The sequence below is a fragment of the Comamonas testosteroni genome (genome assembly GCF_030505195.1).
GTDB lineage: Bacteria > Pseudomonadota > Gammaproteobacteria > Burkholderiales > Burkholderiaceae_C > Comamonas > Comamonas testosteroni_G.
In genome coordinates this window covers 4,870,511-4,882,914 of record NZ_CP129672.1, presented here as the reverse complement: position 1 = coordinate 4,882,914, position 12,404 = coordinate 4,870,511, and the positions used below count along the sequence as shown (strand labels likewise).

Annotated in this window: 13 protein-coding genes; 1 reads left to right on the top strand and 12 read right to left on the bottom strand. The window is 58.9% G+C overall.

Annotated elements, in window-relative coordinates; genetic code table 11:
- Positions 1-32: 32 nt before the first annotated feature.
- From QYQ99_RS22435 to QYQ99_RS22415, 5 genes are all read right to left on the bottom strand, one after another.
- Positions 33-1,322, bottom strand: coding sequence for a phage capsid family protein (locus QYQ99_RS22435; protein ID WP_302090082.1), 1,290 nt, complete (start codon positions 1,320-1,322; stop codon positions 33-35).
- A 14-nt stretch (positions 1,323-1,336) separates the two neighbouring features.
- Positions 1,337-2,383, bottom strand: coding sequence for a hypothetical protein (locus QYQ99_RS22430; RefSeq protein WP_302090081.1), 1,047 nt, complete (start codon positions 2,381-2,383; stop codon positions 1,337-1,339).
- Positions 2,384-2,615: 232 nt separating this feature from the next.
- Positions 2,616-4,904, bottom strand: coding sequence for a hypothetical protein (locus tag QYQ99_RS22425; RefSeq protein ID WP_302090080.1), 2,289 nt, complete (start codon positions 4,902-4,904; stop codon positions 2,616-2,618).
- Positions 4,901-6,217 carry a PBSX family phage terminase large subunit gene (locus tag QYQ99_RS22420; RefSeq protein WP_302090079.1) on the bottom strand — a complete coding sequence of 439 codons (1,317 nt, stop codon included), beginning with the start codon at positions 6,215-6,217 and terminating at the stop codon, positions 4,901-4,903. Before QYQ99_RS22420 ends, QYQ99_RS22425 begins: the two co-directional genes overlap by 4 nt.
- A complete protein-coding gene (locus tag QYQ99_RS22415) occupies positions 6,214-6,942 on the bottom strand; it encodes a hypothetical protein (RefSeq protein WP_302090078.1) in 729 nt (242 codons plus the stop codon). Before QYQ99_RS22415 ends, QYQ99_RS22420 begins: the two co-directional genes overlap by 4 nt.
- A gap of 241 nt (positions 6,943-7,183) precedes the next feature.
- Between QYQ99_RS22415 and QYQ99_RS22410 the strand changes: the two genes are divergently transcribed.
- Positions 7,184-7,951: an HNH endonuclease gene (locus tag QYQ99_RS22410; RefSeq protein ID WP_302090077.1), complete on the top strand. Its 768-nt coding sequence runs from the start codon at positions 7,184-7,186 to the stop codon at positions 7,949-7,951.
- Between the two features lie 148 nt (positions 7,952-8,099).
- Here the strand turns inward: QYQ99_RS22410 and QYQ99_RS22405 are convergent, their stop codons facing one another.
- The 7 genes from QYQ99_RS22405 to QYQ99_RS22375 all read right to left on the bottom strand — a co-directional run bounded on the left by QYQ99_RS22405 (position 8,100) and on the right by QYQ99_RS22375 (position 12,378).
- Complete coding sequence (locus QYQ99_RS22405; protein ID WP_302090076.1) at positions 8,100-8,651, bottom strand: hypothetical protein; 552 nt, start codon at positions 8,649-8,651, stop codon at positions 8,100-8,102.
- 188 nt (positions 8,652-8,839) lie between these two features.
- On the bottom strand, positions 8,840-9,397 hold the full coding sequence (locus tag QYQ99_RS22400) for a hypothetical protein (RefSeq protein ID WP_302090075.1): 558 nt from the start codon (positions 9,395-9,397) through the stop codon (positions 8,840-8,842).
- Between the two features lie 33 nt (positions 9,398-9,430).
- Entirely contained in the window at positions 9,431-10,009 is a 579-nt protein-coding gene (locus tag QYQ99_RS22395; RefSeq protein ID WP_302090074.1) for a hypothetical protein, read from the bottom strand.
- Positions 10,000-10,257, bottom strand: a complete 258-nt coding sequence (locus tag QYQ99_RS22390; protein WP_302090073.1) for a hypothetical protein — start codon at positions 10,255-10,257, stop codon at positions 10,000-10,002. The genes QYQ99_RS22395 and QYQ99_RS22390 overlap by 10 nt, the downstream gene beginning before the upstream one ends.
- On the bottom strand, positions 10,254-10,814 hold the full coding sequence (locus QYQ99_RS22385) for a DUF1064 domain-containing protein (protein ID WP_302090072.1): 561 nt from the start codon (positions 10,812-10,814) through the stop codon (positions 10,254-10,256). Before QYQ99_RS22385 ends, QYQ99_RS22390 begins: the two co-directional genes overlap by 4 nt.
- A complete protein-coding gene (locus QYQ99_RS22380) occupies positions 10,814-11,374 on the bottom strand; it encodes a hypothetical protein (RefSeq protein WP_302090071.1) in 561 nt (186 codons plus the stop codon). The genes QYQ99_RS22385 and QYQ99_RS22380 overlap by 1 nt, the downstream gene beginning before the upstream one ends.
- Positions 11,371-12,378, bottom strand: coding sequence for a hypothetical protein (locus QYQ99_RS22375; protein ID WP_302090070.1), 1,008 nt, complete (start codon positions 12,376-12,378; stop codon positions 11,371-11,373). The genes QYQ99_RS22380 and QYQ99_RS22375 overlap by 4 nt, the downstream gene beginning before the upstream one ends.
- Between the last annotated feature and the right edge of the window lie 26 nt (positions 12,379-12,404).

The window sequence follows — 12,404 nt, the reverse complement described above, 5'->3', positions numbered from 1 at the left end:
GGTTGCAGAGGGGTTCCCCCCTCTGCCTTGGCTTAGATGGTCCTGCCGAAGATGGGCACCACCGTGTCGAGCACCGCAATGCCGTGGTCGGTGAACTCCACCTTGTCGTCTCCCGTATTCACCGCAAAGCGAATCTTGGAAGCGCCCACAATCGCGCCAATCAGTGCTTCCATCTTGTCGTCAAAGTCGTCGTCCTGCTCCTTCCAGAAGTAAGGCAGGCCGTTGTGACGACTCTTGGCGTAGCCCTTGGCCAAGGCCTGACCACCCAGAAGGATTGCGCGGTCCATTGCGAACTTGTCACCAAATGACGCGGGCACAATCGCGCTTGACTCGCTCTCGCTGTCGAACTGGCCGCAATACTTGACCTCATCGCCAGCAAAGAAGCGAATGGGCTTGGGCATCTTCACTACCAGGGTGTTGGACCAGAAGGCCGACTCGGGGCTGCGGAACAGCGGGTGATCCTTGGCATTGCGTGCACGGGCCAGGGCCTGTGCTTGATATGCTCGGAAGTTGGGATCAGTCGCAAACGCCGTGTATTGGGATGTGGAGACCAGCAACACTCGGAAAGGGCTGTCTTTGGCCATCTCGTCGCCTTCAAACTCCACCGGCGGTGGCGGCATCACCATCTGCTCCAGGTAGCTGCTGAGTGCGTCCACGTTGGGCATCTTCATGATGTCGGCCGTGGTCAGATCCACCTCGCCAGCGTTGGCCTTGAAGCGCTGCAGCGAATCGCCTTCAATAATGAAGTGGCGGTTCTTGGTGGGTGCCTTCACGCGATTGACGACCACCTTTCCAAATCGCGGATCGGCCGCCAGAGGAACGCGCCAGGTGTGGTCGCTCATAAAGCCGCGCGCGCCTGCCATGTGCACCAAGGCCAACTGGTCCTCATAGTCGTCCATGGCGCGCTGCAGCAGCGGCTTGGCCAGTCGATAAATATCGACAGGGCTGCGCACTTCATCCATGACGCCACCCAGATCCAAGGGAAAGCGAGCCTGATTCACACGCAAGCGGTCCTCAGACAGAGAAACGCCCTCGCCGCGCCCGGCCGCATATTCACTGCCCATGATGGGGATGCCACCCACCGGGTTAACGAAGTTCATTTTCAGCTCATCGCCGCGCCCTTTGCCCAAGTCCATGGTCTGGACGATTGGCATGGTGTTGCTGGACTGATTGTTCAGCGCGCTGGCAGTGGCCTCGATCTTGGGGAACTTGCCTGTCAGGCGATTGATATTGGAATGGCGCTTTTGGGTGGCCGAAAACACCCCCATGGCCTGCTGAACCAGCTTCTGCTGATCGCCTGCGGACATATTGGTCTTGCTCATGTCAGCCTCGCTTCTTAAGATTTACGTCGAAGAAAGGAATCGACCGCATCGTCCGACATCTCGTTGAATGCGTTGAAGAGATCGACTCCGTGTAGCGAATCCAGGCGTTCCTGCATGGTTTGAGCACCACCCCTGCCGCCGGGAATGTCCGAAAGGCTGCTGGGAGCAGGCAACTGCAGGTTATCGACCACCGCTTTGGCGGCCACGTCTGGCTTTCGCTCTTGCTGACTCTTGTGGCCGGTGGCGGCCTTGTACTGATCGAGCAACTCGATCACCTGCGCTGTCGAGCCTTGGTCAAGCACCATGCGAATGGGCTCCTGGGCATAGCTGGGCTGCGCCTTGATCCATGCATCAAACTCCGCGCTCTCCGCGATGGATCCGGCATCAGCATGAGCCTTGGTGATCTGCTCGAAATGGGTCTGAGCCGCGCTGCTTTGATGCTGTTGAATGACCGGCGCCAGTTCTTGGCGCAGCTCAGACAGCAGCTCTTCGCGCAGCTCTTTACGCATCTCGGTACGACCCTGAGAGTTGAGCTTCTGGATGCCTTGAGTGATGGCCTCTTCGGAGAAGTCCCCAAACAAAGACACATCCGCACCGCTGTTCACAGCCTCTTGAGCCATGTCCAGCAGCTTGTCCTTTGTTGTGGCCTGCTGGCCGGAATCCTGCCGAGCCTGAGATTGCGCCTGCGCATCGGCCAAAGCCTGACGCGCCTGGGCAGCCTCTTGCTCAGCCGCCTGGGCGCGCTGCCTCCACTCGCGCTCACCATCCCGATGCGCTTGGAACTTCTCAAAGGAGATGGTGTGAACACCATCCTTTGCCAGAACTCGCGTATTGGCAGAGTTCAGGTCTGTATCGCTGGGCACATCAGTGGTTTTTTCCACCGGGTCAGCCTTTGCAGCAATGTCTTTCGCAGCATCAGCGGCGGTCGCTGGCGCGCCGCCTTCATCCCCGGCACTACCCGAGGTATCGCCATGCAGGCCGGCATTGAGCATGTCGGTCAGCTGAGTGCTGTTCAGTGCGCTGTCTTGGCTTTCTAAAGAGTCGTTGGTTGATGTCGTCATGCTGTCCCGCCACTTGTCGCAGTAGCCGCAAAGGGCTGAGCAATCAGGCGCTATGGTTTGAATAGCTCCATCTGCTTGCTTAACAACGGCCGTAGCCGCTGCACTTCGCCTTCAGCTCGCGCTGGTGGCTTAGGAGGAAGTGTTGTTGACGGGCTTACTCTGGGCAAACTCTAGTGGGGTAACAAACAAGAAAGCCGCCCCAATGAACGGCTTTGCTTGATGGCGCTGCCGGTCAGGGTAAGTTGTCCTGGTCGGAAGGCGTTTCAATGCCCTGCATCCCTGTGTCCGCACTCTGAGGAATGGGCGGAAAGGTTGGACTGGTGTTCTGGCGCACTGGGTCTATTCCCGCGTCTTGAGCCACAGACTCCGTCGCACCCTGAGGTATCGGGAAATTCGGATCGTCGCCGCCCGGTGTTGGCTTCTGGTAGCCGGCCGACTGCATGATGGCATCCGCAATGGGGGCAATCATCGGCATCTGCGCCACTTGCGCGCCACCCTGCATGGCAGAGAATGCGGCCTGCACGCCGGTCTGCACTGCCTGGGCCATGATCTGCTTGATCTGGGCTTCGGTCAGTCGCTCCTTGAGATCCAGCTCGCGCGCCTTCAATTCATGCCCAGCCTTAACCAAAGCCTCCTGCACCGCCTGCTGCACACGCTTTTCAACTTGCTCCGGCGTCTCCTGTGAGCCCACAGCCCGTAACGCCTCAACGATCTGCTTTTTGTAAGGCGTATCCATAAGAGCCACCATGTAGGGGAAGGCGGCCTGTTGGAATTGCGGCGGCATGGTCTTGATAACCTCCTGCATGGCATACAGCTGCTGAGAACGGTAGCCGGCCGTGCTGGGAACCTCATCCAGCTGAACCTTGCAAAGGGTGCGCTGTACATCATTGGACAGGTAGGTATAGCCCTCAGGGTCGGTTTCCAGCTGATTGAGCGAGATGGTCCGGTCTGGCAACACGGCATCACCCTCGACGGCAACCTGCTTTGGCTTGTCGCCCAGCCTCTTGATGATCAAGGAGAGCAGCATTTCGCCTATTAGCGTGCGCGCCTTGCGAAAATTGCTCATCACCGCGCCAAGGCTTTGGTTGGCCTGCTCCAGCTGTGTGCGCTCCTGCAAGCCACTTGTAGCGTTTCCTCGCTGACCAGTAAATGCAGCCGGTGCAGCAGACAGCTGCTCAAACACAGAACGGCAGTTGTTCATCAGCTGCAACTGCTGCTCGCTGAGTTGCACATCACGCTTGACCTCGAAGCGCGCACCCTTCTTTTCCATGTGCTCCTGATCCAACGTAATGTCAGCGTTGCGCCGTCCGATCTGGCGCCGAAACTGGGCATCCGTCATGGCCACCGCCCCCTTTGTTCTCTCGGTGCGATATGCAGCCATGCCCCAGCGCTGCAAAGCGGTGCCACTGTTGAGGCTGTCTTGCTGGTAGATCACGCCACGCACATAGCCGTAGGGAACGCGCGTGCGGTCCTCGCGGAATCCCCAGAACATCACATAGGGGAAATGTTCATGCGGGTAAGGCGTTGGGCTGTCATGCAGCTTGTGTGGCCCTAGCCAATAGCTGCGTCGAACCTTGGACACCACGGCGCGAAAGGGCTTGGTGCGGCCCGTTGCGATGCCGTAGTTGTGCGCCTGATTCTCGCTGTCGTACTCCACCACCCGGCCGTCCGGTGTTTCTAGCAAGGTAGCCTCCACCCAGCGGCGGTACCAAAGTTCTGTCAGGCACAGCTGCTTGCTCACCCGGCTATACCAGCGCGCCTCCTCAATTGTGGAGCTTCGGCCCTCCAGCGAGGCATTCTGTAAGCCCGTTGATGCTCCGCCCTGACTGGAAAACCGACTGTTGAGCCCTTCGTTCCACCACTGAGCGCCATGCCAGCCGCACTGCAAGATCAACTCCCGGTGCTGAGGGAAAGCACGCGCGATGCGGTCCGGCAACAGCCATTTGTCACGCTTGAAGTAGCGCGCATCAGACAAGTCCCACTCCTGAGCCTGCCAGTCCCATCGCACTTCATTGCGGTGCACGGCCGCGCATTTGAAGGGAAACTTGGTCGGATCGCTCTCAAACTTGACCTCTACGCAACCCAACCCCACCCCGACCTGGGGACGAAATGCATCTGAGCATGCGTCGTCTGCTTTCGATTTTCGCTCGGCCTGGTTCAACTCTTCATTCAGTGCCTGGGCCACATCATCTGCACCGTCCTGCCCGCTATTGGCCGACACCCGCCAATCGGTGCGCGTAGTGGTTTCATAGCCTTGCAAGGCAAGCAACATGGGACCGATACGGTCCTCGATCGCCGGCGGAATACCTTGCTCTTTCATGGCTGCCAACAGCTCTGTATCGAGCTGATTGCCATCGGCATAGTCCATTTCTTTATCTGCGGTCGCTCGCCATCCTGGCTCCTCGTCCATCTCCCGCAGCCACTGGGTGAACTCTTCCTGGGTCACCTCCAGCGCTTCCGGATAGGCAACGCCAAACTCTTGGCCAGAGTCAGCCGTATTAGATTCATAGGTATTGATCAATTGAGCCTCCAGTCGGATTCCTCTGGTTCTTCATAGTCGTCATTGGCATTGGGAATGCCAGCCATCTGCGGAACCCAAAGCGCGACATAGCGCATGCAGTCCGCGCCGTGGCTGAATTCGTCGTGCAGCGGCTCCATGGGTTCGTTCGTGACCGCGTGAATGCGGCGCTGGTAGCGCTTCAGGCACTCCAGCAGGCGAGCGGTCTTGGTCAGATCAAAGTAGCAGCGCGGCATGAGCATGCGTAGCTGCTTGATGCCCTCTTCCACATCCGTCGCCCGGTCCTGCGATCTGACTGACCGGCGCCCGAGCTCCCGCAACACCTGCTCGGAACTCTTTCCTGTCTGGATATTCTTGGTCTTGCCATCGTGGGGCAGGTAGTCCGTTCCCCAGCGGAAGGGGAGCTTCTCCAACTTGGCCACGTACCACTCCAGCGTGCGGTGACTGTCCTCGATATACCCAATGATTCGCACATCCTGGGGTCCGCGCTGCACCAGGGCGATGCTCATGGCATCGTTCCAGCCCAGATCCCAGACCGTGTGCACCGGCAGCGTCGGGTCATAGGGAACATCGCGCGCTCGGTTGTCCAGATAGACCGACTCCATCTCATGGCGATAGATCGCGCCGGCAGCCACGCGCCGCGCCTTGCCTTCCCAGATATGGGCGTAGTCATCGGCCAGCATGGTGCGCTTGGCCTTGCGCCGCTCCTCATCCAGCACACGCGGAAACCAGGGGTTGTCGCGCCAGTTGATTTCGACCACCCAGGTATCAGGGCTGGGTGTAGCGATGAAGCGCTGGTAGGTTTCATCCGTCTCCATATCCGGGTTCAGGGTCAGCCAAATCTCGCTGCCCTCCTTCCGAATCGTAGGGATCAGGGTGCCCCAGGACTTCTTGCTCACGCCATGGGCTTCTTCCACCCAAACAATGTCGCAGCCCTCAAAGGACTTGATGGAGTCCACGGTATGGCTCTGCAGGCCGGAAAACAGAAACAGCGAGCCATTGATGCCGCGCACCTCGGTTTCCAGCACCTCGAAGAACGCATGCAGGTTCAGCCGCGCGATCACATCCTTGAGCAGTTGGTGCACCGACTGCTTGATGGACTTCTGAATCTCGCGGGTGCACAGCACGCGCAGTGGCCGGCTGGCCGCCATCACCAGCAGCACGGCCGCCACGGTCCAAGACTTGCCGCCGCCGCGCCCGCCGTGCATGACCTTGTAGCGCTTTGGATCCCAGATGCCGGCCAGCTTCTCGGGGATGGCCAGCACCGGCACCTCGGGCATGCGCTGCGCAGTAGAGGGGACAGGAGCTAGCTTCATGCCTGCTCGTCCTCATCGGGCTCATGCACAGGTGCCTTAACGTGCACGATCTGGATAGCGGGCGGCACATAACCAGCGGTACCAGGTGCTGGCTCGTCCTTTTCCTTGTCATCCATGCCAAAGGCCGTGCGCTCCATGTCCACCAGCATGCGCAGGCTCTCGGAGAGAGTCTTCATGGTCTTGGAGCGCTCGGGCAGGCTGATGACCTTGTGATACAGGTCGTTGAGCCGATCAATCCCGTTCTCGTCCGGGTTGCGCATGTTCTCGCCCAACTGCTCCAGCAGGGCTACGGTGTCGGCGTCGGCCTGCTGCTCCAGCTCGTCCAGCAGCGCATTGGTGATGCGGCGGGCTCGGTGAATGTCACGGCGGTGGGCCAGGCGCACATCGGCAATGGCCTGTGCATTGGCATCAACTACAGCGCGCTCCACAGCTCTGATTTCCTTGGATACCTCGCTGGATACTGCCGCTTTGGATACCAGTGCATCCGCTTTGCGCTGGATTTTCTCGGACAGGTCACGCTCCCATCCATCGCGCTTTGCTCTCTTGTTGATAGCGCCGTGCGTAATACCGTTCTCATCTGCGATCTGACGCAGCGTTTTTACGCCTGCACGATAGTCAAGCTCGATGCGCTCCCAATCCGCAGGCGCAGCCTTGCCGGCCTCCTTCGCGCCGGGGGCCGACTGGGTACTCTTATTGGGTTTGGATACTGCCTCACTGGATGCCATGCACCGGATACTGAGGCGCATGGCATCAAGCGTCGAACCCTAGCTGGGTTCACTGTAGCTCAGCGATGAGACGCGCTTAAACTCTCCTAACGACCAGAAGCTGTCATTTGATAACGGGCTTAAACAGCTATCGCTTGCTCCTTCTCTATCATTGTTGCGACCCAAGAGGTTTTTCCGATCGACGATCGCGTTTAGTTGCTCATCCAAATCTAACTGTGCTCATCTCACAATGAACTCTCCCATGAACAGAGAACAGCAATCTGCCGCATATCAAATTGCAAGATCGGTGCGAGACGGGGGAGTATCACAAAAGGCTGGTGCGGCCCAGATGCATCGAGATATTGGGCTGAAACTCTCAACTGCCAGCTTCTTGATCTATGTTTACCTTCATATGAGCAGTGGCAGTCAATACAAGCGAGCACTGAGCGCTCCAGATTCAGACTACTTGCTCGAAAAAATACGCAAAGACGATGGCTTAGACCGGCTTCATCTTGCGCTTCAAGCTTTTCGCCTTCATATCGAATACAGAGAAGGCATGGGAGTCACGCAAAAGGCAAGCCGCAAAATTCTGCGTAGGCATGAACATTGGCTAGAACAGTTGGGCGCTTTCCAAAATGGTGAGCCCGTTGACATCTACGAGTTGAACTTGCAGTTTGAGCATCAGATTCAACGATCACAGAGTGACTCGGTTGCAGCACGCCAAAAGAGACTGAGCACAGCATCAACGCAACCGCAGCGGATCACAAAACTGGTAAGGCTCTTTCAGAGAAATCCAGATGTTGTAGCGGAGGCCCTCTACCGCGCAAATGGCACCTGTGGAAACTGCGGTAGCGAAGCACCATTCAAGCGTCGCAGCGATAAAAGCCCATATCTCGAGGTCCATCACAAGATTCCACTTGCGGACGGTGGTGATGACACAGTTGAAAACGCTATCGCGCTCTGTCCCAATTGCCATAGAGGAAAGCACTTCGGCCCTATTGACGCCGAGTCCTCTCATGCCAAGTGTTAACGAGTTTCTGCTTTATGTCGTTAACAACCGCCAAATTTGACCGGGATTGACTCACTGAGCTGTACCGTAGTTAGAACCTGGGCGTGGCATAGCCACGGCCAAGGCATGGGTAACTTGCCCCAATCTCAATTAGTGCAACGGCGCCCCGTCAGAGCTTCATTTCTTTGGTAACGGATTTGAGAATCCAGTTCATGTCCTCTTCCGAGTAAACATGATTCGGAGCAAAGAATAGAGTCCCTGAATACAAGCCAAACCGCTTACCGTCCTTGCCTATTGGTTGAGACGATGTGAGAGACCACAGTGCTTGCTTCCCCTCAATCTTGAAGCACATTTCTGTCATGTCAGGGCTTGAGTGAACAAGTCGGCCCGCTCTGGCTTCAAGCCCACCCTCATATTTACCGTTGCGTGTACTGCACTCATAAGCCGCCTCACGCGCGCCAAAGTATTGAAGGCTTGGATGTGCCTCTTCGCGCATCATATGAATGTACTTTGGTAGGACGACAAGATGCGCCCTGCGCCCAGAGACGTTGCACAAGACTTCGGCACCCTCATATGTTGACGGCTGAATCTGGCCGCCGGCATTTTTACACGCCTGAGTGAATGATTGCGTGACTTGGTCCTTGTTTGCCTTGGGGATGGACTCACAACCCACAAGTGCGAGCGACGCAACAGCCATGAGCATGGAGCAAATTTTTTTCATAGATTTCCTGGTGGTTCCAGCTTAGGAAGTGAACTCTGTAGATAAAAGATACCTTCTGATAACTTTGATACATATTGTCACTCAATCCAGGGCTGCTTCGGCGAATGCAAGGCGCCATTGACTAGAACGCCAGCAGTGCACCCTTGTGAGCACAGAAAAGCCGATGCCGTGGAAGCAAGCCATGACATCTACTGGATCAGCTCAAGACTTTGCTGCGCCACATTCCCCGACTGAGATGCTTTGAGCGCTTTGTATCGGCGCTCAACATCCCTGACCTGCTGCGCCATCTCCACCATGCGCGCCTCCATCTCCTGTACGCGCTCCAGCGCAGAAGCCTCCAGCGCCTTGCCTGCCAACATAGGTGCGAGCTGCCGCGCTTCTGCAGGCACCAACGTCATCACTTCATCGCCCTTCTCGATCTTGTAGACCCCGTTGGGCATGACTGTGCAAGAGACAGGCTGCGCGGCCACATGCTGGTGCAGCGGTCGGTAGCACTGCTTCAACGGGCTGATCATGCCCTCGCCTCGCAGCACCTTGATACGGTCGTCCACCGTGGTTGGTTTGAGGCCAGTCATTGCCACGATGCGCTCGCGCGTCGGCTCTCCGCCAGCATCGTGAATCTGCCTGATTGCCTCAAACACCAGCATGAGCGTCGGCGTTTCCTCGGTAGCCCCAAGATCCACGCCTCCATCACGGGCGCGGTGTGTCGATGTTCCAGAGGTTTGCGTTGCTTGTGTGGAATTCATTGATGCTCCAGGGTGTTTTGTTCAATACTCTTCTCAAGCCCACAGGGGCAGCTTCCTGGGCCACAGCCCGGCCTTCAGGATCTGTTCGCGGGTAAATCGGCCGGCCTCGATGCCGTACTCACGGTGGGCCTCTCGCCCTCCGCTCTCCAGCAGCCGGTAGTTGTCATAGGCCACATGGCAGCCCTCGATGTCAGGACGGCTGCAGCACAGCGGGAAGCCGGTGCGGTCGTCGGTCTTCAGGCCCAGGCCTTTGCCCAGATTCAGGTGGGCATGCTGGCTATAGCCGCTGATGCCGCACCAAAAGCAAGGCAGCTCTGCCACCAGACGGCGGTAGGGCTCGCTCTCGATGACGTTCTCTTTCAGCACAGTTATGCCAGTCGTGCCAGCTCCGGGCTCCATGGTGACGTTCTCGGGCACCAGGTCGGCCGTTGCCAGAGCGCTCTCGATCTGGCGGGCGGCGCGCTCGGCAAGACGCTGCTCTCGGCAGTCAGACTGGCCGGGCTCGTAGTGGTGACCCTCGTCCTGGTCATCACGGAGCCCAGCGCCAGCCCAGCCGCCGCGTGACTTGAAGCCCTTGCCGGACTTGAGGGGGCAACGGCGCATCAATACCATGAGGGCCCCCAGTCATCGACCAGCACGGTATCGCCGTACTCGTCCATCACATAGATCCTGCGGGAGCCGACCTCAATGGGGTTGCCGCAGCGGTTTTCCATGGTGACGCGATGCATGTACCGACCGTCGCACATGCGGTCCAGATGCGGCTTCAGCAGCCGGGTGATCGTGGATTTGCTGGGCGGCTTGCGCTGGCCGGCCAGCGGCACGACCTTGCCAAAGAAGGCCGGGTTCAAAGGCTGGATCATTTGACCAACCTCACTTCCAGGCCCAGCAGAGCCTTCATCAGGTGACGCTTGAGCTTGAATTCAGTGGTCAGCACGCCCTTCACGTCCTCGATGACCTCGGAACCCTTCTCCACGTAGACGAAATCGGCCACGTAGCGGATAGCGGGCTTGACGCGGCTTGCGTCCGCAAACTTCACGGCGGGCACCAGCTCATAGGCCACCTGCCGGCGCAGCTCGCTGATTTCACCCGCTCGCAGCTGCATGCACAGATGCCCCCAGCGGCGTGCCTCGGCCCTGCTGTCGAACTTCACCCCATCGGGGGTGACGGTCTTCTTGTTGCCGTACTTGGCTCCACCGGCTCCAGATCGCTTGGCGGCGGCTTGAACCCTAGGCGCTTGAGTTCGCCCCGAACCGCTTCCCGCATTCCCGGCCACAGGCCGTGCCCATGTGTCACGGATTCCTCTTCCAACGCCAAGGCCCTGCGCCTTGAGTAGTGCCACCATCCCGGCGTCATTGCCAGCTGCGCGAGATGGTCCCTGGCTTCCAGGTAGTGCGGTGGTAGATCGTTTGGCATTCATCACCTGCCCTCCTGCTGCCGGCTCAGGCCCAGGGCCTCCATCGCTGCCATGCGGCTGTGGCGCGTCACCGTCTGATCGCCATGGTTGATGCGCGCGACGATCTTTCGAGCCCAGTCCTTGCTGTCACCCTTGAGCTCGACCGGCACGTCCAGCAGGCGCTCTACCTTGGGCGCAGGCAGCGCCAGCAGGCCGTTCTCTTCAAAGTAGGTCTTGCGCGGCGTCAGGGCTTCGCAGGCCTTCACGAATTGCGGCAGGCTGGGTGGGAACTCGGGGCTCTCGCGCTGGGCATTCCGAGAGGCCGTCTCGATTACGTCATCCGCGAATTCAGCCAGGGCGGCATCCCAGACCAGTTGCGCCGCCCGCATGCCCTTGTCCTCGCGGCGTTCGTTGAGCTCCCCTGTGCTGAACTTGGCCAGGAAGGCTGTGCCGTAGGCGCTTTGCAGCACCACGAACAGCTTGCGGGTGCGGATGGATGCCTCCGGGCGCTGGGCCTGGCCCTGCTGCTCGGCGCCCTGCAGGGCGTGCTGCGCCAGGTCTGCAATCTCGTAGCTGCGGTTCATAGCTCGATCCCGTCAAAAATGGCTTTGCCGGCGCCAGCAAACTTGTGGCTCGCGGCCGGGGCCAGGGATGGGGGCGGTGTGCTCGCGCCGGTATTCTGCTGGGTGGCCCACTTCTGGGCATGGCTCAGCAGCAGACCCACGGGATGCAGCTGATCGCAGATGAACTTCTCTTCGACACGGCGCACGTAGTGCACTGCGATACGGGGCGCCCGCTCCGCTCCCACCTTGTCGATGAACTTGATGATTTGCCCTGCAACGGACTCGTTCCACAGGGGCCAGTCCTTGTAGCGGCCCTGGTAGGCAATCGCATAGGCCACCCAAGTTTTGTGGCTCTTGGTGCTCTCGCCCGGATAGCGCAGCTCACCGGGGATGACATGGGTCACGCCGTTGGGCGCTTTCACCATCATCGGCTTGATCTCTTTGGGTTCCTTGGCCTCCTTCGGCTTCTTCGGCTCCTTCCCCTTCGCAGCCTTGGCGCCAGCCTTGGCTGCAATAGAGGGAGTCTCTGTAGGAGTCTTATGTGGAGTCTCTGTACCATTAACGGACTGCGTTTGGCGCAGTTCGTCGAGCGACGAATCAGCAGCCCCCGGACTGCTTTTGGCGTCACTCCCCAATTGCGGATTTGTGTTTTCCCGAACTGCGTTTTCGTCGTTCGGGGAATGCGCTTTTGTTTGTGCCTCGGTCCAGGCGTCAAAAGCAGCGTCCACGGCCTCCAGATTCAGGCGGTAATAGACGCGATGCTCAAGGCGGCGGTGTGTCTCGACCAGAAAGCCGGCCTCGCGCAGTTGCTTGCGCGCTGTGACCTGCTCACGGTAAGACAAGCCCGTCTCTTCGCTGAACTGCTCAGAGCTCTTGTGCGTGCCCAGGTCGCTCTCGCCGCGCTGGCTCCAGTAATGCAGCTGTGCAAACAGAATGGCCACGTTCACGGAGCCGAAGAAGCGCGCCAGGCGCGGGTAATAGGCCACGGGATGGCCAACATTGGTCAAGGATGCGGAAAGGCTCATGTGCTGGCGCTGCCTTCCTGCGCCAG